Origin of the sequence: Marivita sp. S6314 (assembly GCF_023015985.1) — a bacterium.
Lineage (GTDB): Bacteria > Pseudomonadota > Alphaproteobacteria > Rhodobacterales > Rhodobacteraceae > Marivita.
In genome coordinates this window covers 245,617-266,946 of sequence record NZ_JALKAO010000004.1, presented here as the reverse complement: position 1 = coordinate 266,946, position 21,330 = coordinate 245,617, and the positions used below count along the sequence as shown (strand labels likewise).

26 protein-coding genes are annotated in these 21,330 nt (G+C 59.7%); 10 read left to right on the top strand and 16 right to left on the bottom strand.

Translation table 11 applies throughout. The features are described from left to right. Positions 1–84 precede the first annotated feature (84 nt). Genes MWU54_RS13555 through MWU54_RS13530 form a run of 6 tightly spaced genes read left to right on the top strand, consistent with a single transcriptional unit; the run spans position 85 to position 5,928 of the window. On the top strand, positions 85–1,095 hold the full coding sequence (locus MWU54_RS13555; protein ID WP_247084727.1) for a ligase-associated DNA damage response exonuclease: 1,011 nt from the start codon (positions 85–87) through the stop codon (positions 1,093–1,095). Then, on the top strand, positions 1,092–2,684 hold the full coding sequence (locus tag MWU54_RS13550) for an ATP-dependent DNA ligase (RefSeq protein ID WP_247084725.1): 1,593 nt from the start codon (positions 1,092–1,094) through the stop codon (positions 2,682–2,684). The genes MWU54_RS13555 and MWU54_RS13550 overlap by 4 nt, the downstream gene beginning before the upstream one ends. Beyond that, positions 2,677–3,537 (top strand): amidohydrolase family protein, encoded by an 861-nt coding sequence (locus tag MWU54_RS13545; protein ID WP_247084723.1) that lies wholly within the window; start codon positions 2,677–2,679, stop codon positions 3,535–3,537. The genes MWU54_RS13550 and MWU54_RS13545 overlap by 8 nt, the downstream gene beginning before the upstream one ends. A 54-nt stretch (positions 3,538–3,591) precedes the next feature. After that, positions 3,592–5,412, top strand: a complete 1,821-nt coding sequence (locus MWU54_RS13540) for a M3 family oligoendopeptidase (RefSeq protein ID WP_247084721.1) — start codon at positions 3,592–3,594, stop codon at positions 5,410–5,412. A gap of 23 nt (positions 5,413–5,435) precedes the next feature. Then, the gene (locus MWU54_RS13535) at positions 5,436–5,738 is read left to right on the top strand and encodes a hypothetical protein (protein WP_247084719.1); all 303 of its coding nucleotides are present in this window, start codon (positions 5,436–5,438) and stop codon (positions 5,736–5,738) included. 7 nt (positions 5,739–5,745) lie between these two features. Continuing rightward, positions 5,746–5,928: a hypothetical protein gene (locus MWU54_RS13530; RefSeq protein WP_247084717.1), complete on the top strand. Its 183-nt coding sequence runs from the start codon at positions 5,746–5,748 to the stop codon at positions 5,926–5,928. A gap of 5 nt (positions 5,929–5,933) precedes the next feature. On the opposite strand, the gene MWU54_RS13525 is transcribed toward MWU54_RS13530, so the two are convergent. Beyond that, positions 5,934–6,203: a DksA/TraR family C4-type zinc finger protein gene (locus MWU54_RS13525; protein ID WP_247084715.1), complete on the bottom strand. Its 270-nt coding sequence runs from the start codon at positions 6,201–6,203 to the stop codon at positions 5,934–5,936. Positions 6,204–6,325: 122 nt separating this feature from the next. On the opposite strand from MWU54_RS13525, the gene MWU54_RS13520 reads away from it, so the two are divergent. Together MWU54_RS13520 and MWU54_RS13515 are read left to right on the top strand one after the other, a co-directional pair. Continuing rightward, positions 6,326–6,946 (top strand): class I SAM-dependent methyltransferase, encoded by a 621-nt coding sequence (locus MWU54_RS13520; protein ID WP_247084713.1) that lies wholly within the window; start codon positions 6,326–6,328, stop codon positions 6,944–6,946. 53 nt (positions 6,947–6,999) lie between these two features. Next, positions 7,000–7,518, top strand: coding sequence for a glutathione peroxidase (locus tag MWU54_RS13515; RefSeq protein ID WP_247084711.1), 519 nt, complete (start codon positions 7,000–7,002; stop codon positions 7,516–7,518). On the opposite strand, the gene MWU54_RS13510 is transcribed toward MWU54_RS13515, so the two are convergent. The 4 genes from MWU54_RS13510 to MWU54_RS13495 form a co-directional block, all read right to left on the bottom strand. Further along, positions 7,519–7,755, bottom strand: a complete 237-nt coding sequence (locus tag MWU54_RS13510; RefSeq protein WP_247084708.1) for a YdcH family protein — start codon at positions 7,753–7,755, stop codon at positions 7,519–7,521. It lies immediately after the preceding gene. A gap of 81 nt (positions 7,756–7,836) precedes the next feature. After that, positions 7,837–8,571 (bottom strand): thermonuclease family protein, encoded by a 735-nt coding sequence (locus MWU54_RS13505; RefSeq protein WP_247084706.1) that lies wholly within the window; start codon positions 8,569–8,571, stop codon positions 7,837–7,839. A 61-nt stretch (positions 8,572–8,632) separates the two neighbouring features. Beyond that, positions 8,633–10,138, bottom strand: a complete 1,506-nt coding sequence (gene betC, locus MWU54_RS13500; protein ID WP_247084704.1) for a choline-sulfatase — start codon at positions 10,136–10,138, stop codon at positions 8,633–8,635. Positions 10,139–10,213: 75 nt separating this feature from the next. Continuing rightward, positions 10,214–11,161 (bottom strand): MBL fold metallo-hydrolase, encoded by a 948-nt coding sequence (locus tag MWU54_RS13495; RefSeq protein WP_247084702.1) that lies wholly within the window; start codon positions 11,159–11,161, stop codon positions 10,214–10,216. A 128-nt stretch (positions 11,162–11,289) separates the two neighbouring features. Between MWU54_RS13495 and MWU54_RS13490 the strand changes: the two genes are divergently transcribed. Further along, a complete protein-coding gene (locus MWU54_RS13490; RefSeq protein ID WP_247084700.1) occupies positions 11,290–12,045 on the top strand; it encodes an SDR family oxidoreductase in 756 nt (251 codons plus the stop codon). After that, complete coding sequence (gene kynA, locus MWU54_RS13485; protein WP_281496108.1) at positions 12,042–12,884, top strand: tryptophan 2,3-dioxygenase; 843 nt, start codon at positions 12,042–12,044, stop codon at positions 12,882–12,884. Before MWU54_RS13490 ends, kynA begins: the two co-directional genes overlap by 4 nt. 24 nt (positions 12,885–12,908) lie before the next feature. Here the strand turns inward: kynA and MWU54_RS13480 are convergent, their stop codons facing one another. The 11 genes from MWU54_RS13480 to sufB are packed head-to-tail and all read right to left on the bottom strand — an operon-like array spanning position 12,909 to position 21,320. Then, positions 12,909–13,688 (bottom strand): gamma-glutamyl-gamma-aminobutyrate hydrolase family protein, encoded by a 780-nt coding sequence (locus MWU54_RS13480; protein ID WP_247084698.1) that lies wholly within the window; start codon positions 13,686–13,688, stop codon positions 12,909–12,911. A gap of 12 nt (positions 13,689–13,700) precedes the next feature. Then, positions 13,701–14,129 (bottom strand): heme-binding protein, encoded by a 429-nt coding sequence (locus MWU54_RS13475; RefSeq protein ID WP_247084696.1) that lies wholly within the window; start codon positions 14,127–14,129, stop codon positions 13,701–13,703. 24 nt (positions 14,130–14,153) lie between these two features. Next, entirely contained in the window at positions 14,154–15,374 is a 1,221-nt protein-coding gene (locus MWU54_RS13470) for a cysteine desulfurase (protein WP_247084694.1), read from the bottom strand. Beyond that, positions 15,367–15,957 (bottom strand): YIP1 family protein, encoded by a 591-nt coding sequence (locus MWU54_RS13465; RefSeq protein WP_247084692.1) that lies wholly within the window; start codon positions 15,955–15,957, stop codon positions 15,367–15,369. Before MWU54_RS13465 ends, MWU54_RS13470 begins: the two co-directional genes overlap by 8 nt. Continuing rightward, positions 15,954–16,442, bottom strand: a complete 489-nt coding sequence (locus MWU54_RS13460) for a YIP1 family protein (protein ID WP_247084690.1) — start codon at positions 16,440–16,442, stop codon at positions 15,954–15,956. Before MWU54_RS13460 ends, MWU54_RS13465 begins: the two co-directional genes overlap by 4 nt. An 8-nt stretch (positions 16,443–16,450) precedes the next feature. Continuing rightward, complete coding sequence (locus MWU54_RS13455) at positions 16,451–17,728, bottom strand: SufD family Fe-S cluster assembly protein (RefSeq protein WP_247084688.1); 1,278 nt, start codon at positions 17,726–17,728, stop codon at positions 16,451–16,453. Further along, entirely contained in the window at positions 17,728–18,483 is a 756-nt protein-coding gene (sufC, locus tag MWU54_RS13450; protein WP_247084686.1) for a Fe-S cluster assembly ATPase SufC, read from the bottom strand. The genes MWU54_RS13455 and sufC overlap by 1 nt, the downstream gene beginning before the upstream one ends. Before the next feature lies 1 nt (position 18,484). Further along, entirely contained in the window at positions 18,485–19,267 is a 783-nt protein-coding gene (locus MWU54_RS13445; RefSeq protein ID WP_247084685.1) for an FkbM family methyltransferase, read from the bottom strand. 6 nt (positions 19,268–19,273) lie between these two features. Then, positions 19,274–19,594, bottom strand: coding sequence for a heavy metal-binding domain-containing protein (locus MWU54_RS13440; RefSeq protein ID WP_247084683.1), 321 nt, complete (start codon positions 19,592–19,594; stop codon positions 19,274–19,276). Continuing rightward, the gene (locus MWU54_RS13435) at positions 19,591–19,776 is read right to left on the bottom strand and encodes a hypothetical protein (protein WP_247084681.1); all 186 of its coding nucleotides are present in this window, start codon (positions 19,774–19,776) and stop codon (positions 19,591–19,593) included. The genes MWU54_RS13440 and MWU54_RS13435 overlap by 4 nt, the downstream gene beginning before the upstream one ends. Before the next feature lie 20 nt (positions 19,777–19,796). Continuing rightward, complete coding sequence (gene sufB, locus MWU54_RS13430; RefSeq protein WP_247084679.1) at positions 19,797–21,320, bottom strand: Fe-S cluster assembly protein SufB; 1,524 nt, start codon at positions 21,318–21,320, stop codon at positions 19,797–19,799. Positions 21,321–21,330 lie beyond the last annotated feature (10 nt).

Below are 21,330 nucleotides of genomic sequence, written 5' to 3'. Positions count from 1 at the left end.
ATGGTCAGACGATGTCACCCTACGCCCCGCACGCGCCATGGCAACCCTCTGGCGAGACACGCTATTGGCCCTATAGTGTTTTGTATGTCAGATCAGGTTCTCTCCTTCACAGATCGCGGCATCTATTGCGCCGCCGGGGACTTCTACATTGACCCGTGGCGCCCGGTAGACCGCGCGCTGATCACCCACGGCCACGCGGATCACGCGCGGTCCGGTCACAAACGCTACCTGTGTACCGAGGCCTGCGCGCCTGTCATGCGGCACAGGTTGGGTGATATTTCTGTCGAAACCGTTAAATTCGGCGAGACCCGTAAAATTGGCGACGCTTTGGTGTCGTTTCACCCGGCAGGCCACCTGCCCGGCTCTGCCCAGATCCGGGTCGAAGTCGCGGGCGAGGTCTGGGTTGCCTCCGGCGACTACAAGGTGGTGCCAGACGGCATTTCCGAACCGTTCGAACCGGTCAAGTGCCACAGCTTCATAACCGAATGCACCTTTGGTCTGCCGGTGTTTAAATGGGACGATCAGGCGCATGTCGCACATGATCTGAACGCCTGGTGGGCCGCCAATGCAGGCGAAGGAAAAGCCACGATCCTTGGCGCATATTCCCTGGGAAAAGCGCAACGTCTGTTGTCGATGGTCGACCCCGACATCGGACCGATCCTGACCCACGGGGCGGTGGAAAACACCAATGCCGTTTTGCGCGCGCAGGGGTACCACCTGCCCGACACGGTGCATGTCACGCCGGATCTGAACCCCAAAGACCACCCCGGCGCATTGATCATCGCTCCGCCATCGGCGCTTGGGTCAAACTGGTCGCGGCGGTTCGGCGCGTCCTCGACCGCGTTTGCCTCGGGCTGGATGCGCCTGCGCGGCGTTCGTCGTCGCCGGGCGGCGGACCGGGGTTTCGTGATCTCGGACCACGCCGACTGGCCGGGATTGATGACAGCCATCAAGGAAACTGGTGCAGAAAATATATATGCAACGCATGGTTACACAGATATATTTGCGCGATGGTTGAAGACACAAGGCTACAACGCCCAAGTTGTACCCACCGAATTCGGCGGCGAGGATGATGAGGCTGAAGAGGCCGCATGAAAGACTTTGCCGCGCTTTTCACAACCATAGATCAAACCACGAAAACAACCGCTAAAACAGCGGCTTTGGCGGACTTCTTTACGTCGGCAAGCGACGACGACAAACTCTGGACCATCGCCCTGTTTTCGGGCCGCCGCCCCAAGCGCGCGGTGACCACGACCCAGCTGCGCGAATGGGCGGCAGAGGTCGGAGGAATCCCGCTGTGGCTGCTGGAGGAAAGCTATCCCATCGTCGGCGATCTGGCCGAAACCATCGCGCTCATCCTGCCGCCGCCGCGCCGGGAAAGCGATCTGCCGCTGACCCACTGGATCACTGAACTCAAGGCACTGACAGCGCTTGATGTCGACGCCCGCAAGCACCGCATACTGGATGCTTGGGATCAGCTTGATGCAACCGAGCGGTTTTTGTTCAACAAGCTGATCACGGGTGGCTTTCGCATCGGGGTCAGCCAGAAACTCATGACCCGCGCCTTGGCCAAGGCCACCAGACAAGAGGAAGCGAGCCTCGCGCATCGCCTCATGGGCGGCTGGACGCCCGACACAACGACCTACCACGCGCTGATCGAGGCCGAAGATGCGGCGGCCGATGACAGCCGGCCCTACCCATTTTATCTCGCCTACCAACTTGAAGACGATCCAGACGCGCTTGGTGCACCGGATCACTGGCAAGCCGAGTGGAAATGGGACGGCATCCGTGGACAAGTGATCCTGCGCAATGGCACCCACCATGTCTGGTCACGGGGCGAAGAACTGATGACCGACCGCTTTCCCGAATTCGCCCGCCTGCGCGATTTTTTACCGGATGGTATCGTTTTGGACGGCGAGATCGTCGCGTGGGATGGCACGCAGCCCTTCCCGTTCAACACCTTGCAGGCCCGGATCGGACGCAAGACGGTCCCGAAGAAGCTGTTGGCAGAGGCTCCGGTGATCCTCTTGGCCTATGATTTGCTGGAACAAGACGGCGAGGACCTGCGCGATCTGCCCCTGCGGGACCGCCGGGCGCGTTTGGACACGGTGCTGGGCTCTGTGCCAGAGGACGCACCGATCCGCCCAGCGCCTCCGCTGGCTTTTGACACGTGGGACGCGCTGGCGGACATCCGCGCCAGCGCCCGCGATGCCCGCGCCGAAGGGCTGATGCTCAAACGGTTGGACAGCCCCTACCTGTCGGGCCGCAAGAAAGGCGATTGGTGGAAGTGGAAACTGGACCCACTGACCGTCGATGCGGTGATGATCTATGCGCAACAGGGCCACGGGCGGCGCGCGAACCTGTTCACCGATTTCACCTTCGCGGTCTGGAACGGCAACGATCTGGTGCCGTTTACCAAGGCCTATTCCGGCCTGACGGATGAGGAATTTCGCAAGATCACCGCCTGGGTGCGCAAGAACACGCAACAGCGCTTTGGCCCGGTGCGGCAGGTCACGCCGCATCATGTGTTCGAGATCGCGTTCGAAGGCATCCACGCTTCCCCCCGCCACAAATCAGGGATCGCCCTGCGGTTTCCGCGCATGTCGCGCTGGCGCCATGATAAGCCGCTGCAAGAGGCAAATACCCTCGATGACCTTAAAGAATTGTTAGAGACTTATGGATAAACCGACAGCCATCGCACCGCCCAGCGCCATTACACCGCCTGTACACCCGCTGCCCGCGCAGGCCTGTGATGCCCATGTCCACCTGATCGGGGATGATTTTGCTCTGTGGGACGGGCGCATTGAAAACCCGCCAGCGGGGTCGCTGGACGCGTGGCTTGATCGCTACCGCGTGCATCTGTCCGCGCTAGGATGCACACGCGGCGTCATCGTGCATTCCATCCTCTACGGCGGCGACAACAGCGTCACGCTAGAGGCGACACGCCGCATGGGCGACCAGTTCCGGGCGGTCTGCCTGATCTCTGACGATGCGACCGAGGCTGACATCGCGGCGCTTGCGGATCAGGGCTGCAAGGCGGTGCGGCTCAATTACGTGCATGGCGGGTTGCTGAGTTGGGACGGGATGAAGCGCCTTGCGCCTATGCTCGCGGATCACGGGTTGCATGTTGAAATGCTGGCGCATTCGCATCTGCACCTGACGGACGTTGCGCCTCAGGTGCCCGACCTGCCGGTACAGATTGTGTTCGACCATTGCGCCTGGCCCGATCCGGCGCTTGGTGTGACCGAAGGACAACAAGCCCTTGAACGCCTGCTGGCTGAGGGACACGCCTGGACCAAGCTCAGCGCCACCTACCGCCATACGCCAGAGCCGCAGACCCTGATCCAGCGTCTTGCCAGCGCCAACCCTGATCGTATCCTTTGGGGCAGCGACTGGCCCCATCTCATGTTGAACGGCGTACCGATGCCCGACGCAGGCCAGCAACTGAACATGTTGCTCGACGCAATCCCGGACAACACAACCCGCCAAAAGCTCTTTACCGACAATCCCGCGCGTCTCTATGGCTTTGCCCCTTGAACCTTTGCCCCGCGCGGCACAGGTTCCACGGTAACAACGAACAGGAGACGACCCATGCTGCGCACCCCATCCCCGCTTTATGACGCCAACGCCCAAAGCGGCGGCAAAGATCTGGGAGACCTGCCGGAATGGGACCTGACGGACCTCTACCCATCTGACGATGCGGCAGAACTCAAACGCGATCTCGACTGGCTGGAAGAGGCCTGCCGCAGCTTTGCCTCTGACTACGAAGGCAAGCTGGCTGATCTGGACGCCGAGGGCTTCCTGACCGCCATCCACCGGCACGAAAAGATCGAAAACATTGCAGGCCGCATCATGTCCTACGCGGGTCTGCGCTATTACCAACTGACCACCGACGCCGAACGCGCGAAGTTCATGTCGGATCATCAGGAAAAGATCACCATCTACACGACCCCGCTGGTCTTCTTCACTCTGGAACTGAACCGCATCGAAGACCCAAAGATCGACGCGCTGTTTGACGCCAATGCGGACCTTGCCCGCTACAAACCCGCCATCCGCCGCATCCGTGCGATGAAACCGTATCAGCTGTCTGACGAGATGGAGAAATTCCTGCACGATCTCGGTGTTGTCGGCGACGCGTGGGAGCGGCTGTTTGACGAAACCATCGCCGGGCTGGAGTTCGAGGTGGACGGTGAGCCGCTTAACATCGAAGGCACGCTGAACCTGCTGACCGAACAGGACCGCAGCAAACGTGAGGCCGCTGCCAAGGAACTCGCCGCCGTCTTTGCCGAAAACATTAAGATCTTCGCGCGCGTCCACAACACACAAGCCAAGGAAAAAGAAATCATGGACCGCTGGCGCGGGATGCCAAGCGCGCAGACCGGGCGGCATTTGTCGAACGATGTCGAACCCGAAGTGGTCGAGGCGCTGCGTGATGCGGTGGTTGCCGCCTACCCCAAGCTGAGCCACCGCTATTACGAGCTCAAACGCAAATGGCTGGGCTTGGACGTCATGCAGGTCTGGGACCGCAACGCGCCGTTGCCGATGGAAGCGACCCGGATCGTCGATTGGGACGAGGCGACCGAAACCGTCATGTCCGCCTATAACGCCTTTGATCCACGTATGGCGGAAATCGCAAAACCGTTCTTCACCGACGGCTGGATCGACGCGGCGGTGAAACCCGGCAAAGCCCCCGGCGCGTTTGCCCATCCCACGGTCACAGATGTGCACCCTTACGTGATGCTGAACTATCTTGGCAAACCGCGCGACGTGATGACGCTTGCGCATGAACTGGGCCATGGCGTGCATCAGGTTCTGGCCGCCGAACAAGGCGAAATGCTGGCCTCTACCCCGCTGACGCTGGCCGAAACCGCGTCTGTGTTCGGTGAAATGCTCACCTTCCGTCGCATGCTCGACAACGCCAAGGATGATGCGGAGAAGAAGATCATGCTGGCCGGCAAGGTCGAAGACATGATCAACACGGTTGTCCGCCAGATTGCGTTCTACGACTTCGAATGCAAACTGCACGAGGCTCGGCGCGGGGGTGAACTGACACCGGACGACATCAACGCGCTCTGGATGTCGGTACAGGCCGAATCCCTTGGGCCAGCGTTTGAATTCATGGACGGGTACGAGACCTTCTGGGCCTACATCCCGCACTTCGTGCATTCGCCCTTCTACGTTTATGCCTATGCGTTCGGCGATGGCTTGGTGAACGCGCTTTATGCTGTCTACGAAGAAAACCCCGAGGGCTTTCAGGACAAGTACTTCGACATGCTCAAAGCGGGCGGATCACAGCACCATAAAGACCTGCTTGCCCCGTTCGGGCTTGATGCCAGCGATCCCAAGTTCTGGGACAAGGGCCTCAGCATGATTTCCGGCTTCATTGACGAGTTGGAGGCTATGGAAGGGTGAGTTTCCGGCGACGCGGGATCAAGGTGTCCGTAGACACGACGGAACCCGCTGAGTTGGACATCCTGCTTTATAGCGTTCCTCAAGCTGTGGTCGACCGTATCGGCAGTTCACTTGAACGGCTTCCGGTCAGCAAGACAGATGTTGAACTTGGGCCCCTGCTCAGGCGGGAAATCGAGCAACACTGGTGTTACTTCTTGCCGTCGCTGGACAAAGATCGAAATGTCGTTGTCATTGTGATGGCGGTAACACCCGTGTCGAAAGATGGATTAAATCCAACAGAAATTGCTCAAATGGTGGCTACCTTCAGAGGCGCGATTGGAGTATGACTAAGACATGACGTTGCATGAGTACTCAATTCTGAGCGAAAAAGAAAAATGGGAAACGCGGCTATCCCATGGGTTTTTGATCGCCAAGAGCCAAGGTCTGACCTTGCTAGACCTTGACCTGCGTCCTGCAAATCAGCGTGACGCGCAACGCATACAATCGGACATTGCTCAGGGCATGGCTGGCGAATAGCCGCACTACTTCAACTGACTGTCTTTTGACCCACGCCGGTTGATCCCGCCGCGCGCCTTGAAGGCACCGTCACGCTCTTGCTGGCAGTCGATGCACAGCTTCACGCCCGGCACAGCCAACCGGCGCTTTTCGGGGATCGGCTCTTCGCAGTCCGCACAATGGGTTAGGCTTTCGCCCACGGGCGTTTTGCGGGCCTTCAGCCGCGCCAGTTCATCATTGATCGACGCGTCGATCTGGTCCTGCACCGCGCCATCGCGTGTCCACCCACCTGCCATCGCGTGCTCCTTTCCAACTCCTGTATAGGTAAGACTGCCCCTAGCCGTCATTCAAGGGCCTTGCCCGATTGCCGGCGCACGGGCATCCTGACAGCGCTTACATACCATCAGCGGAGCGTGCCATGCCGGACTATGATCTTGACGATGCCTACGCCATCAGCGGTGCGGCGGATGCAAAGACCCTGTATGACAACTGGGCGGCAACCTATGACAGCAGTTTCGGTGATGCCCACGGCTATGTCGCACCGCGCGAGATTGCCAGGGTGTTTCAAGAGCACAGCGTAGACAACGTGCCGATCCTTGACATCGGCGCCGGCACCGGGCGTGTCGCCGAACACCTGCCGGACCTCGTGGTGGACGGGATCGACATCTCCGAAGAGATGCTTCGGCAGGCCGAGGCAAAGGGGCTCTACCGTCAACGTCTTGTTGCGGATCTGACCGAGGCGCTGCCCATCGCGGATGCCAGCTATGGCGGGTTTGTGTCCTGCGGGACGTTTACCCATGGCCATGTCGGGCCAGAGGTGTTGCCAGAGCTGATGCGCATCGCCAGGAACGGTGCGCTTTTTGTCTGTGGCGTCATCCCACCTGTGTTTGACGGCGCGGGTTTCGGATCAAAACTGGCGTTGTTGGTCGCACACCGGATCATCACACCGGTCGATTTCGTTGACATCCCGATCTACGAAAACGCAACCCACGACCACGCCAAGGATCGCGGACTTGTCATGGTGTTCCGCAAAACCTGACCCTTTCCAATCTTGTCTGCGCTTCTACCTTGTTGCGTAAGAGGAGAAAGACGATGCGCCTGTTCTTTGCCAGTTTCCTGATTTGGGTGGCCAGCTTCGCCCATGCCGCACCAACCGGATTCACCTTCCCGTCGATTGATGGGGGCGAGATTGACCTGACCGCGTGGCGCGGACAGCCGGTGCTTGTGGTAAACACCGCCTCACGCTGCGGGTTCACCAACCAATATGACGGATTGCAAACGCTGTACGACACCTACCGCGACCGCGGGCTGGTCGTGTTGGCGGTTCCATCCAATGATTTCCGGCAGGAGCTTGGGTCGAATGAAGATGTGAAAGAGTTTTGCGAGGTCAATTTCGGCCTCGATATCCCCATGACCACCATCACCCCGGTTTTGGGCGATGCGGCGCATCCGTTTTATCAATGGCTGAAGTCCGAAACCGGGTTTGCGCCACGCTGGAATTTCAACAAGGTGTTGATTGCACCAGACGGGCACGTGGCCGCGACGTTCGGATCAAACGCGCGGCCCATGTCGCGGCCCGTGACCTCGGCGATCACGGCCCTGCTTGACTGATCATTTCTGAAGATAGGCCCAGATTTCGTCCTTGAGCGCCGCGCGCTGTTTGCGCAGGTCGGTTTCGGCCAATGTGTCCATCGGTTCGACATTGGTTTCGGCTCGATGAACCGCCCGGTTGAGCTCGTGATACTGTTCAAAAATCTTGGCGAAATGCGCATCGGATTGCTTGAGCGTGCTCATCTGCTCGACCCGATCCGGGAATTCTTCGGCCAGTTCGTGTGGTGTATGAGACATGGGGCGTATCCTCTCCTGTAGTGTTCAGATGAAGACTGTCAGAGAGGCGGTTCGACCACCTTGACCCGGATCAAACGCGGATCATTTTCGCGCCTTTCGCCAGCCTGCCGCGCGGGCTTCGGATTCCGAACAAAACCAGCGTTCGCCTTTGCTTGGATCAATGCGCGTGGCGTCGTAATAGTCCTGTCCCGGCACGTGATAGATGCGGGTTCCGCCGTTGCGGCTGATATTGCCCTTGATGGCGCAGGACGGGTCCAACGCCTTGGGCAGCCAGCTGCTGCGGTTTGACGATTTGGGCACCGTGACGGTTTTGGCACCTGTACCCGAACGCACCTTTACGGCCTGCCGCGTCGCCCGTTTGGACGCGCGGAACGCGGCGGGTGACGTCGCACCCGCCCCGTGCAAACCGCGCGCGTTCACAGCAGCCCGCTTTTCGGTCAGGTCATACGCCATTCCGTATCTGCGATAAGCAAAGGCCAGACCTTCGCTGACCAGCACCTCCCCCATATCACGGCCTTTAACATCACAGATGGCCACGGTGCGGCCGTAGCGGTCGATGTCCTGAACAATGCAGCGTGCGCGCTTGCCTTCGAACAGGCGGCGCGCCTCGGACGTGACCCATGCGCCGCATTCCCATGCAGGGCTGTCCGCCGATCCGCACATCTGGTCCGCTTCAGGCGCGTCGATGGCGTGAAGGCGCACGCGGGTGTCACCCACATCAATCGTATCGCCATCAATGACGTGTACCGGCCCGCTGGGGCCCGCCGAGACAGGCAGCGCAAGGGTGACGCAGAGAAGTGTCGCAAGTCTTAACATTCCGTGAATCAATCACGGAATGATGGAAGAACGAAGGCAGAACCGTGCCAGACGGGAGGCGTTACTCTCCGCGCGGAAAACGCTGTGTTTCTTCGAGCACATTCAGGTCCATGTGGTTGCGCATGAACCGTTCGGACGCGTCGCGCAGGGGCTGGTAATCCCACGGGTAATACCCGCCCTGCCGCAGCGCCTCGTACACGACCCAGCGCTTGGCCTGACTGGCACGGACATCCGCGTCAAAGCGGTCAAGATCCCAACGCGCCTCGGATTTGGCACGCAGCGATTGGACCGTGCCCTGATGCTCTGGCGCATCCGCAAGATTGGTCAGCTCAAACGGATCGGCATCCATGTCAAACAACTGGTCGGGATCCAGCGCGCAGCGATTGTATTTCCACCTGCCATAGCGCAGCGACACCATCGGCGCATACGACGCCTCTGCCGCGTATTCCATGGCCACCGGTGTGTCGCGCGACGCCCCCTGCCCCAGCGGCACAAGCGTTTCGCCCGTGGTCCAAGGCATCACCTCGTCCATGCTGACCCCGGCCAGATCACACAGCGTCGGGCAAACGTCGATGGTCGAGACCGGGTCGGTCACAAGCCCCGGCGCCATCCCCGGGGCCGAGATCATCAAGGGCACGCGTGATGATCCTTCGTAGAAGCTCATCTTGAACCACAGGCCCCGCTCGCCCAGCATGTCGCCGTGATCAGACACGAACAGGATGATCGCCTCTTGCTGCGTATCCTCCAGCACCTGAAGGATTTCGCCAATCTTGTCGTCCAGATACGAGATATTTGCGAAATAGGCGCGGCGCGCGGCGCGGATGTGGTCTTCGGTGATGTCAAAGCTGCGCCAGTCATTGGCGTCGAAAATGCGCTGCGCATGCGGATCGTGGTCGGCATAGTCCATCGCCGGCACCTCTGGCAGCAGGTGGTCGCAGTCTTCGTACAGATCCCAGTACTTTTTCCGCGCGACATACGGGTCATGCGGGTGCGTGAAACTGGCGGTCACACACCATGGGCGGTCGTCCTTGCGCCGCGCCAGATCATAAAGCTGCAGCTTGGTCTGATAGGCCACCTCGTCATCATATTCGAGCTGGTTGCTGATCTCACCGATGCCCGCCCCGGTGACAGAGCCCATATTGTGATACCACCAGTCGATCCGATCACCCGGTTTGCGGTAATCCGGCGTCCAACCGAAATCCGCCGGATAGATATCCGTGGTCAGCCGCGCTTCGAACCCGTGCAACTGGTCAGGTCCGACAAAATGCATCTTGCCCGACAGCGCCGTGTAGTACCCCGCCCGCCGCAGGTGATGCGCATAGGTGGGGATCGACGACGGAAATTCCGCCGCGTTGTCATAAACCCCGGTGGCGGACGGCAATTGCCCGGACATGAACGCCGCCCGCCCCGGCGCGCAGAGCGGGCTGGCGGTGTAGGTGTTGCGGAACCGGGTGGAACGTGCTGCCAATCGCTTGAGGTTGGGCGCATGCAGCCAATCGGCGGGACCGTCAGGAAACAGCGTCCCGTTCAATTGGTCCACCATCAGGATCAGAATATTCGGCTGCATGTTGCCCCCAGTGTCACGTTTGTCGCGCGACACTGGCGGTTCCGGCTTTAACCGTCAATCACCAGATGACAGGGCTTATTCCCATTCCATCTCTTCAAACACGCGACCGGCATTCTTGGTGGCCAGTTCCTCGAACGTGTCCAGATGCTGCCAGTTGGATTGGTCAACGTAATAGGCCTCGGACAGTTCCCCGCCATCATCGATATGCGCACCGATCTTGGCCCGCAGATCCTTGATGTAATCCGAGGTATACCGCGTCACCTGCGCCATGTTGGTCGGATGCCCATGCCCTGGGATGACATAGGTGGCGTTCAGGTCCGTGAACGGGCCATCAAAGGTCTCGACCCAGCAACTGGTGCAGGTGTGCGGAAAGATCGGTGGCATGCGTTCGTGAAAGGCAATGTCCCCGGCGATCACGATGTCCCATTGCGGGATCCAGACCTGCACGTCCCCCGGATCATGCGCCGGACCAAGATGCAGCACTTCAACCGTGACATCACCCATTTCGATGACATGTTTGTCGCTGAAACTCAGGTTGGCAGGCACAACCTCTGTGCCCTCGGCCTTGTCCCGGTTGTAGCGTTTCATCCCTTCGAGGATGAAATGACCGTTCTCCGTGACCTCGGCAATGGCGTCCTCATGGGCCAGGATATCGACCCCGAGCCCAGCCCAGTAGGAATTGCCCAACATGGCATGCCCCTGGCCGTTCTCGTTGATCACCAGCTTCACCGGCTGATCCGTGACCGCCTTGATTTCGTCGTGCAGCGCGGCGGCCAGCCGGGCAGAGGCACCGCCATTGATCACGATCACACCGTCCCCGGTGACGATAAAGCTCAGGTTGTTGTTATGTCCCGAGTTTTCGTAAGTGGGAGGCGCGGTCGCCCCGATGGCCGAAAACACATGTGGGATCACTTCCACCGGCTTATCATACAGCTCGGATTGCGGATATTTGTCGGCAATATCTTCGCTAGCCGACACCGATTGAGCAACAAGTGCAGCAGCACCCAGAACAACAAAACGCATGATGGATCTCCCCTCGTCTTCAATACATTCACGTATATGAATGAGAAAAACAATCCCTTGCAACTGGGCCATCTTGCCACTGCCCCGCAGACAGGTACGCTTGGTCCAAACGGGAGCGGGAGACTTGCATGACACTTGACGGAAAACACGCGCTTATCACGGGCGGCGGGACAGGCATTGGCCTTGCAATCGCCGTTGCCCTGCGCGACGCCGGTGCGTCGGTGACGATCACAGGGCGGCGTGAAGACGTGCTGAATGACGCCGCCCGGACACATGATCTGACGCCGCGCGTGATGGATGTGCAGGACGAATCCTCGATCGTGGACGGTGTCGCAGCGGCCGTGGCGCAGCATGGTCCGGTGCAGATCTGCGTGCCCAATGCCGGCATTGCCGAAGGCCGGGCGTTGCACAAAATGGACCTGGCGTTCTGGCGCAACATGATGGCGACAAATATTGACGGAACTTTCCTGACCATCCGCGAATGCCTCACCTCCATGCATCAGACCAATTGGGGCCGGGTGATTGCGATCAGTTCCATCGCGGGTCTGCGGGGGCTGAAAGGGGCGCCTTGCTACACCGCGTCGAAACACGCGATGGTGGGGCTGATCCGGGGGCTGGCGGCGGATTATCTGGGAAAACCCTATACGTTCAACGCGATCTGCCCGGCCTATGTCGACACCGATATCGTGCCGCAGAACATCGACCGGATCATGACCCGCACCGGGATGAGCGAAGCCGAGGCCAAGGCCGTCATGGTCGGCGCGAACCCGCATGGCCGCCTGATCGCACCCGAAGAAGTTGCCGCAGCCGCGCTATGGCTGTGTGATCCGGCCTCTGGCAGCGTCAACGGCCAGACCATCCAGATCGCCGGGGGTGAGTTTTGACCAACGCCGATGATCCCTACGATCCCGCACAGGAAGGCGCGCAGATGGCGTTTGACGGGCGCATGTCCTACGGGGATTACCTGGGGCTGGACGCGTTGCTGACGGCGCAACATCCGATCAGTCCAGCGCATGACGAGATGCTGTTTATCATCCAGCACCAAACATCCGAGCTTTGGATGCGCCTTGCCCTGCACGAATTGCACTGCGCACGGGATGAACTGGGCAATGACGACATCCGCCCGGCCTTCAAACTGCTGACCCGCGTCACGCGCATCTTTGAACAACTGAATTCCGCCTGGGACGTGCTGCGCACGATGACGCCCAGCGACTACACCACGTTTCGGGAAGCCTTGGGGCAAAGTTCAGGCTTTCAGTCCGCGCAGTACCGCGAGATCGAGTTTCTGCTGGGCAACCGAAACCCCGCCATGATCCGCCCGCATGACCACCGGGCAGAGATTGCCGAACGGTTAAGGACAGAACTGACACGCCCGTCGCTGTACGATTGCGCCATCGCACGGCTGACCAGCGCGATCCCTGTCGCCGAAACCGACCTGATCCGCGACCGCAGCAAACCGCACAGCCCCAATGACGCCTTGCAACGCGCCTGGGCCGAGGTGTACCGCGATCCGTCAGCCTATTGGGACCTGTATGAACTGGCGGAAAAACTGATGGATCTTGAGGATTACTTCCGCCGCTGGCGTTTCAACCATGTCACAACCGTGGAGCGCGTGATTGGTCTGAAGCGCGGCACCGGGGGCACCGGCGGTGTGTCCTATCTCAAGCGCATGCTGGAAGTTGAGCTTTTCCCGGACCTCTGGCGCGTGCGCACCAGCCTTTAGGCGGCAGTCTCCGTCAACGGATGCTCACACCGCGTCGACGCGGTGTCGCACGTGACCCTGTTCCGCCCATTGGCGGACCGCGTCGCCGAAGGCTTCGAACAGCGGTCGTGACACCGGATCATTCGCCGCATCCCACTCCGGGTGCCATTGCACCGCAAGGGTAAAGCCGGGGGCCTCTTTGACATAGATAGCCTCGGGCGTGCCGTCGGGTGCGTGGCCTTCAATCACGATCCGCGCCCCGGGGGTCTTGATCCCCTGCCCGTGCAGCGTGTTGGTCATCACCTCGGTGGTCCCGAACAGGCGGTGAAAGACGCCGCCCTCGACCACGGTGACCCCGTGGCGCAGCGCGAATTTCTCTTCCAGCGTGCCATCGGGTGGCATGCGGTGGTTCATGCGCCCCGGCAGATCGCGGATTTCCGGGTAAAGCGTGCCTCCCATGGCCACGTTGATTTCCTGAAAACCCCGACAGATCCCAAGGATCGGCTGCCCGCGTGCGACGCAGGCGCGGATCAGCGGCAAGGCCACCGCATCGCGCGCGCGGTCAAATTCGCCATGCGCAGCGGTTTCGGCTTCGCCATATTCCTCGGGATGGACATTGGGTCGCCCGCCGGTGAACAGAAACCCGTCACAGGTATCCAGCAGTTCGTCAACGCCGACATATCGGGGATCGGCAGGCACCACCAAGGGCAGGCACCGCGACACTTGCGAAATCGCTTCCGAGTTCATGGAGCCGCCCGCATGGGCGGGATACTGATCATTGATCAGGAACTGATTGCCGATAATGCCAACAACCGGGCGCCCCATGGTCTGTCTCCCCTAGATTTCCGCCGTCAGCCCAACCGCCTCGATCCCGGCCGTGGCCGCGATGGCATCATTGTCAGAGCTGTCGCCAGTCACGCCGACCGCCCCCAGCACACGCCCCTTGGCGTCGCGCACCAGCACACCGCCCGGCACCGGGATCAGCTGCCCGCCATAGGCCCCGTTGGCGGCTGCGATGAAATAGGCCTGCGCTTCGGCGCGTTGCATCTGCGCTGTGCCCGCCATACCCAACATCACCGCGCCATAGGCTTTGCCATGCGCAATCTGGAACCGACCGGGTGCAGCCCCGTCTTCGCGTTCAAACGCCTGAACGTTGCCACCTGCATCAAGGACAATGACAGACAAAGGCTTCATCCCGGCCTCGCGCCCCTTTTCAAAAGCCTTGCGGATGATCGTCCGCGCCCGCCTCAGTGAAAGCTGTGCCATGTCCCTGTCTCCTTTTGATGCGTATTACGCAAACAGATCGTGCGCCAATTCCAGCGCATCCACCAGAACGTCCACCTCTTTTTCCGTATTGTACATGGCAAAGGAGGCACGACATGTTGCCGTGACGCCCAGATGATCCATCAATGGCCCGGCACAATGATGCCCGGCGCGCACGGCTACGCCTTTCTTGTCAAGGATGGTCGAAATGTCATGCGCATGCCCGGCACCGTCCAGTGTAAAGCTGAAGATCGCCGCCTTGTCCGCGGTTGTGCCCTGCACCTGAAGCCAGTTCAGACCGTCCAGCCGCGCGCGCGCATAGTCACGCAGTTTTTGTTCATGCGCCGCGATGTTGTCCATCCCGACATTCATCATGTACTCCAGCGCCACGCCAAGCCCGATCTGCTGCACGATACCGGGCGTTCCCGCCTCGAACATCATGGGCGGGTCGTTCCATGTCACCTCGTCCTTGTGGACCTCACGGATCATGTCGCCGCCACCGATAAAGGGCACCATCTCGGCCATACGCTCTTTCTTCATGAAGATCGCCCCCGATGCGGACGGACCATAGAGCTTGTGACCGGTGATCGCATAAAAATCACAACCCAGCTCGTCCACGTTCACCGGCATATGCACCGCCGCCTGTGACCCGTCGACCAACACCGCAACGCCCTTTTCGCGCGCGGCATCACAGATGGTTTTCACATCCACCACCGTGCCCAGCACGTTGGACAGTTGCGTCACTGCAATCAGCTTGGTCTTGGGTGTGATCGCGTCGATCACCGCCTGCGGATCCAAATACCCGGTGCTGTCCACATCGACCCACTTGATCACCACACCGTGGCGTTCCCGTAGGAAGTGCCAAGGCACGATATTGGCGTGATGCTCCATCACCGACAGGATGATCTCGTCCCCTGCCTGCATCCGCGGCATGGCCCAGCCATAGGCGACCGTGTTGATCCCCATCGTGGTACCGGTGTTCATGACGATCTCGTCTTCGTCTTTCACCCCCAGAAATTTTGCGATGATCCCGCGCGTGCCTTCATATTTTTCGGTGGCAAGGTTCGACAAGTAGTGCAGACCGCGATGCACATTGGCGTATTCCTCGGCATAAGCCTGCGTGATCGCATCAATCACCACCTTCGGCTTTTGTGCACTGGCGCCGTTGTCCAGATAGACCAGCGGCTTGCCATTCACCTCGCGCGACAGGATCGGAAAATCCGCGCGGATGGTTTCAACATCATACATATCCAGGGATTCCTCCGGTCTGGACGCCTAACAGGCTGAAAATCACGCTCAAACCCAGCATCATACCCACAACCGCCAACAGCAAGACAAAGCCCGCCTTGAGCAGCCCCCCTGTCTCATGCGCGACGTCAATAAAGTTCACAAAGATCCAGATGCCAATCACCGATCCGGCGCTGACAACAACGCCGGACAGAAACAGGCTCACCGGACCCAGAAGGACGACCACCGCCTGAAGCACCACCCGCAGGGCCTGCAACCAGATCACCAGCACCGCGATGTCGTCAAACCGGGCCACACCCCCCAAGGGCCGCCCACAAAGAGTGACGGCAACGATCAGCGCCGCCACGGACACGCCTAGCATCACGCCAAAGATGGCAGGCCCGCCCAAAAACGGCCCGATCAGATCGCTGGCAGGCGATGTCAGTGTCGTCAAGCCAAACATCAACGTGTTCAGAACCACGACCAGCGCAAAGGCCAGCCACAGCGCCTGACGCGACAGGTTCAGCGACAACAGCAAGGCGGCGACGTCGCGGGGGGCCGTGACCGTGTTCACGGCAAGGCGGAAAAAGCCATCAAAGGTCACGCATCCGCCTTTCGGTACACGGCTACCATACTGGCCAGCCAGAACCACATAAACACGGCGAACCAAAGCAGCCCGACGATCGTCAACTCGATGCCCGGGCCGATAAAGCCCGCCACCAAACCATTCAGCAGGATCAATGGGCTTGAGGCCAGAAGGCTCCAGAACAGCGACAGGCGCGCGTTGTACGACTCGCCCTGGCCCCGTAACGCACGGGCGACCCAATGCGCCACCAAGGCGATGCCGTAGAACAGCAGTGGCGCAAGAAAAATCGTCGCCATCAAGGTGCCGCCCAGAAGCATGTTCAGTTCCACACCCTCAAGATGCGCCTGACGGGCCAAGGCGGGCCAGCGTGCGATGAAAAGAACACCGCACGCGCCCATGAGAATCGCCAGCGCACGGTCCTCGCGCGGACCGGCCTGCAACAGCCGTTGCACAACCTTGCCCGGCCCCCGATACGTGGCCGCGATATCCCGCGTGAACGGCATCCGCCCTCTTAGCCGCGCCGACGCGACAGCCACGCGTCCACGCGGCTGTTGATCTCGTCCTGAAGCGCTTGGTCCTCGATCTCCATAACGGCTTCGGCAAGGAACGCGATGGTCAACAGGTCCGTTGCCACCCCCTCTTCGATTCCGCGCGACCGCAGGTAGAACAGGCCTTCCTCGTCAATCGCACCGGACGTGCTGCCATGCGAACAGGCGACATCATCGGCATAGATTTCAAGCTCAGGCTTGGCCAGGAACTGGCTGTCATCGTCCAGAAGCAGCGATTGGCTGATCTGGTAGCCATCGGTTTTCTGGGCCCCTTCCTTCACAAGGATCTTGCCCTGGAAGACACCCGTCGCACCATTGCGCAGAACCTTCTTGAACACCTGGCGGCTTTCGCAGTTCACCGCGTCATGGGTGATGAACACCGTGTCGTCATGGTGGAAATCGCCGTCACCGACGCAGGCTCCCGCGACATGGGCCACGGCGTCGTCGCCGGTCAGCTCAACCACCATCTCGTTGCGGGTCAACACGCCATTCGCGGTCAGCGTGAAAGACTTGAACACCGATTCCGCACCCAAACGGGCAAACATCGCGGTCGCCGCGCGCCGTTCGTGATCGCGCCCCTGCGCGCGCACGTGGTGCAGGGTTCCGCCATCCGCGATGTCGATCTCCATGCATTTGTTGAACCGCGCCGCGGCAGGACCGTTTTCCAGAATGGTCACTTCCGCACCGCTGTCGACCTTCACAACATGGTGCAGGATCGCGTCAGAATGCTCTGATTTATGACGATAAACCAGGTTGATCGGACGCGCCACCGGCCCCGTGACATGGATCAGAACGCCGTCGGTTGCAAAGGCGGTGTTCAGCGCCGCAAGCGGCCGTTCAACCGGTGTCTGACCCTTCGCTTCAAGCACGCCATAAAGGTCGCGGGCCCAGTGAATATCCGGCGCGTCTGCGAGACGTTCAATGGACACATTCTCCATCGTCAAATCGTCAGACGCGTCCGCATCAAACACACCATCCACGAACACAATTCTCAGACGATCGGTGTCGCTGAAGACCGGGGTCGTATCGCCATCGAACAGAGCCGCATGCGGCGCGTCCGGCTGCACCAGCGTGTCGGGCTTGGTGTACTTCCAGTATTCATCGCGGCCGGACGGCAGACCCATCGCCCGGAGGCGCGCCAAAGCATCCTTGCGCGCCGCGTCGCTCCACCCGCCATCCGGCAGGCTCATCGCAGCCAGACGCGCGTCTGTGGCATCCAGTTTGACCTGAGGAAGCGCCATTACGCCACCTCCGCCAGAATGTCTGCGTAGCCGTTGTTTTCAACTTCCAGCGCCAGCTCTGGCCCACCGGTTTTGACGATCCGACCATCCGCCATGATATGCACCACGTCCGGTTTGATGTGGTCCAAAAGACGCTGGTAGTGCGTGATCACAAGGAACCCACGCCCCTCGTCACGCAGCGCGTTCACACCGTCGGCCACCAGTTTCATCGCGTCCACGTCCAGACCCGAGTCGGTTTCGTCCAGAATGCACATCTTCGGCTCAAGCATCGCCATCTGCAGGATCTCGTTGCGCTTCTTTTCACCGCCCGAAAAGCCCACATTGACCGGACGCTTCAGCATATCCGCATCGATCTTAAGGTCTTTGGCCTTGGCTCTGATTTCCTTGAGAAAATCCGTCGCCGACATCTCGTCCTGCCCGCGCGCCTTGCGTTGTGCGTTCACCGCCGTGCGCAGGAACGTCATGTTGCCCACACCGGGGATTTCAACCGGATACTGAAACGCCAGGAAAACGCCCGCAGCCGCGCGCTCTTCCGGCTCCATCTCAAGGATATCTTCACCATCCAAGGTCGCCGACCCCTCGGTCACCTCGTACCCGTCGCGGCCCGACAGCACGTAGGACAGGGTCGATTTACCCGACCCGTTCGGCCCCATGATCGCATGCACCTTGCCCGCCTCGACGGTCAGGTCCACACCTTTCAGGATTTGCTTATCTTCTTCCTCAAGCTGCACGTGCAGGTTTTTGATTTCCAACATTTTAAAAACTCCAGTCCTGATCGTCTCTATGGATGAGAAGATGGTTGTTATTGCGCCGATAACGTTGGAATTGGAGCACAGATACATATCCGTTCGCTTCTACCCAAGCATCAAATTCGGCATAGTTCTCTTGGTCAACTTCGACAAAAATTCTCGGTTTTGCAGTTTCGAGGGAAGCATGCATCGACCGCAGCACCTGCATCTCCATGCCTTCCACATCAATTTTCACGAAGTCGGGCATACAGGGCGCAAACACCTCGTCTGCAGAAACCGTCGGTATGTCCCCTTCACCCTCGACCATACGTCCACCACCAACGTTGCGCGCTCGGAAACTCATCCCGAACGTGGAATTGGGTCTATCCGACACACCAAAACCAACCCAACTTAGGTCGACGACATCATCGATTTGGTTGAGCACCACATTGCTCAAGAGCACATGGTAGGCCACCGGGTTTGGCTCCACGACCACAATTCTTTTGGGATGCAAGAACTTGGCAACGAACAAAGCGTGATTGCCGACGTTTGTCCCGATATCCGCAAAAACATCGCCCGGACGAAACGCTTTCCGGATGATCTCGAGTTCTTCTTCCTCATAGAAAACACCGCGTCCATGGTGCTTTCCCTGGATTTGATCGCGCTCGATCGCAACGGCAAAAAAAAGCGTCTGCCCATGAATTTCGGTGCGCACAACGCGTGCGTTGGGTAGTTTAAACACCGCCTCGCCAATGCGAAATTGGTCAAGATCATTTGCGGTCACCTCGGAAGGGCTATCCACGTCCGACATTTGGTATCAACCCCGATCCGTCACAACGGCTGTGCCGCTCGCCGACACCATCAGCATCGAATTGCCGACAACCTCGTAATCCAAGTCGACGCCAACCACTGCCGTGCCGCCCACCGCAAGCGCGCGTTGTTCAAGTTCGTGCAGCGCGACGTCACGCGCATCCTGAAGCTTGGCTTCATACGCGCCCGACCGACCGCCAACGATATCCGTGATCGACGCAAACACATCGCGCACCACATTGGCTCCCATGATGGCTTCGCCCACCACGATGCCCTTGTATTCCAGGATCTTGTGACCCTCGATTGCGTGTGTTGTCGTGATAATCATTTCCGTCGCTCCATCCAAAGCTTGGCCAGCACACCGCCAAGAAACCCGCTGATCCCGCCCGCAAAAAGCGCCCCGAAAAACCCATGGTCCGCCCAAAGCGGGGACGACATGATCATCAGGACAAACGTGCCAAGGCCTGTCAGAAGGGCATAGGTGCCCTTCGGCTCAGACGGCGTGCTCAACCATTTCCACGCGGACATTGTCAGCCAACCGATCCTTCCAGCGAGATCGCCACCAATTGCTGCGCCTCCATGGCAAACTCCATCGGCAGCGCCTGCAACACGTCTTTGCAGAACCCGTTCACCACAAGCGCCACGGCTTCTTCCTCGTCCATGCCGCGCTGGCGGCAGTAGAACAGCTGGTCATCGTCCACCTTTGACGTGGTCGCCTCGTGTTCCACCCGGGACGAGTTGTTCTTCACCTCGATATAGGGAACCGTATGCGCCCCGCACTTGTCACCGATCAGGAGCGAGTCACACTGCGTGTAGTTCCGCCCGTTCTTGGCCTTGGGATGCATTGACACAAGCCCACGATAGGTGTTTTGCGCCTTGCCCGCGCTGATGCCCTTCGACACGATCCGCGACTTGGTGTTCTTGCCCAGATGGATCATCTTCGTGCCGGTATCGGCCTGCTGCATATTGTTGGCGATCGCGATCGAATAGAACTCGCCCTGGGTGTCGTCGCCACGCAGAATGCAGCTTGGGTATTTCCACGTCACAGCCGACCCGGTCTCGACCTGCGTCCACATCACCTTGGCCCGGTCGCCCCGGCAATCGGCGCGCTTGGTCACAAAGTTGTAGATCCCGCCCTTGCCGTTCTCATCACCCGGATACCAGTTCTGAACGGTCGAGTATTTCACCTCGGCATCTTCTTCGATGATGATCTCGACCACCGCCGCATGCAACTGCGCAACATCCCGCTGCGGAGCGGTGCAGCCTTCGAGGTAGCTGACATAGCTGCCCTTGTCGGCAATGATCAACGTTCGCTCAAACTGACCGGTATTCTCGGCATTGATCCGGAAATAGGTGCTCAATTCCATCGGGCAGCGCACCCCCGGCGGCACGTAAACAAACGACCCGTCCGAAAACACGGCAGAATTCAGCGTCGCGTAATAGTTGTCAGACACCGGCACCACGGACCCGAGGTATTTCTTCACCAGTTCGGGATGTTCCTTGATCGCCTCGGAGATCGAGCAGAAGATCACACCCGCCTTTTTCAGCTCCGCCTGGAAAGTTGTGCCAACGGAAACCGAATCGAACACCGCATCCACGGCCACCTTGCGACCTTCGGCGGGCGCGTGCTCCGCCCCGTCCACACCCGCAAGGATCATCTGCTCTTTCAGCGGAATGCCCAGTTTTTCGTAAGTGGCCAGCAGTTTCGGATCGACCTCATCGAGCGACTTCGGCTTCACCTCCATGCTCTTGGGACGCGCATAATAGTACTGATCCTGAAAATCGATCTCAGGGTAGTCCACCATCGCCCATTTCGGCTCTTCTTTCTGAAGCCAACGGTCGTAAGCCGCCAAGCGCCATTCGGTCATCCACTCGGGCTCATCGTTCTTTTCCGAGATCAGCTTCACGATGTCCGGGTTCAGACCCTTCGGCGCGTACTCCATCTCGATGTCGGTTTCCCAGCCATACTTGTAGGCCCCACCAACTTCGCGCACCGCGTCAACCGTTTCCTGGTCTACGCCCTCTTTCACGGTCACATTGTCCAAAGCAGCCATGTCAGCACCT

Excerpts from the sequence above, each read along its gene's own strand:
- MWU54_RS13555 (WP_247084727.1), top strand. The coding sequence starts at position 85 with ATGTCAGATCAGGTTCTCTCCTTCACAGATCGCGGCATCTATTGCGCC.
- MWU54_RS13550 (WP_247084725.1), top strand. The coding sequence starts at position 1,092 with ATGAAAGACTTTGCCGCGCTTTTCACAACCATAGATCAAACCACGAAA.
- MWU54_RS13545 (WP_247084723.1), top strand. The coding sequence starts at position 2,677 with ATGGATAAACCGACAGCCATCGCACCGCCCAGCGCCATTACACCGCCT.
- MWU54_RS13540 (WP_247084721.1), top strand. The coding sequence starts at position 3,592 with ATGCTGCGCACCCCATCCCCGCTTTATGACGCCAACGCCCAAAGCGGC.
- MWU54_RS13530 (WP_247084717.1), top strand. The coding sequence starts at position 5,746 with ATGACGTTGCATGAGTACTCAATTCTGAGCGAAAAAGAAAAATGGGAA.
- MWU54_RS13525 (WP_247084715.1), bottom strand. The coding sequence starts at position 6,203 with ATGGCAGGTGGGTGGACACGCGATGGCGCGGTGCAGGACCAGATCGAC.
- MWU54_RS13520 (WP_247084713.1), top strand. The coding sequence starts at position 6,326 with ATGCCGGACTATGATCTTGACGATGCCTACGCCATCAGCGGTGCGGCG.
- MWU54_RS13515 (WP_247084711.1), top strand. The coding sequence starts at position 7,000 with ATGCGCCTGTTCTTTGCCAGTTTCCTGATTTGGGTGGCCAGCTTCGCC.
- MWU54_RS13510 (WP_247084708.1), bottom strand. The coding sequence starts at position 7,755 with ATGTCTCATACACCACACGAACTGGCCGAAGAATTCCCGGATCGGGTC.
- MWU54_RS13505 (WP_247084706.1), bottom strand. The coding sequence starts at position 8,571 with ATGTTAAGACTTGCGACACTTCTCTGCGTCACCCTTGCGCTGCCTGTC.
- betC (WP_247084704.1), bottom strand. The coding sequence starts at position 10,138 with ATGCAGCCGAATATTCTGATCCTGATGGTGGACCAATTGAACGGGACG.
- MWU54_RS13495 (WP_247084702.1), bottom strand. The coding sequence starts at position 11,161 with ATGCGTTTTGTTGTTCTGGGTGCTGCTGCACTTGTTGCTCAATCGGTG.
- MWU54_RS13490 (WP_247084700.1), top strand. The coding sequence starts at position 11,290 with ATGACACTTGACGGAAAACACGCGCTTATCACGGGCGGCGGGACAGGC.
- MWU54_RS13480 (WP_247084698.1), bottom strand. The coding sequence starts at position 13,688 with ATGGGGCGCCCGGTTGTTGGCATTATCGGCAATCAGTTCCTGATCAAT.
- MWU54_RS13475 (WP_247084696.1), bottom strand. The coding sequence starts at position 14,129 with ATGGCACAGCTTTCACTGAGGCGGGCGCGGACGATCATCCGCAAGGCT.
- MWU54_RS13470 (WP_247084694.1), bottom strand. The coding sequence starts at position 15,374 with ATGTATGATGTTGAAACCATCCGCGCGGATTTTCCGATCCTGTCGCGC.
- MWU54_RS13460 (WP_247084690.1), bottom strand. The coding sequence starts at position 16,442 with ATGCCGTTCACGCGGGATATCGCGGCCACGTATCGGGGGCCGGGCAAG.
- MWU54_RS13455 (WP_247084688.1), bottom strand. The coding sequence starts at position 17,728 with ATGGCGCTTCCTCAGGTCAAACTGGATGCCACAGACGCGCGTCTGGCT.
- sufC (WP_247084686.1), bottom strand. The coding sequence starts at position 18,483 with ATGTTGGAAATCAAAAACCTGCACGTGCAGCTTGAGGAAGAAGATAAG.
- MWU54_RS13445 (WP_247084685.1), bottom strand. The coding sequence starts at position 19,267 with ATGTCGGACGTGGATAGCCCTTCCGAGGTGACCGCAAATGATCTTGAC.
- MWU54_RS13440 (WP_247084683.1), bottom strand. The coding sequence starts at position 19,594 with ATGATTATCACGACAACACACGCAATCGAGGGTCACAAGATCCTGGAA.
- sufB (WP_247084679.1), bottom strand. The coding sequence starts at position 21,320 with ATGGCTGCTTTGGACAATGTGACCGTGAAAGAGGGCGTAGACCAGGAA.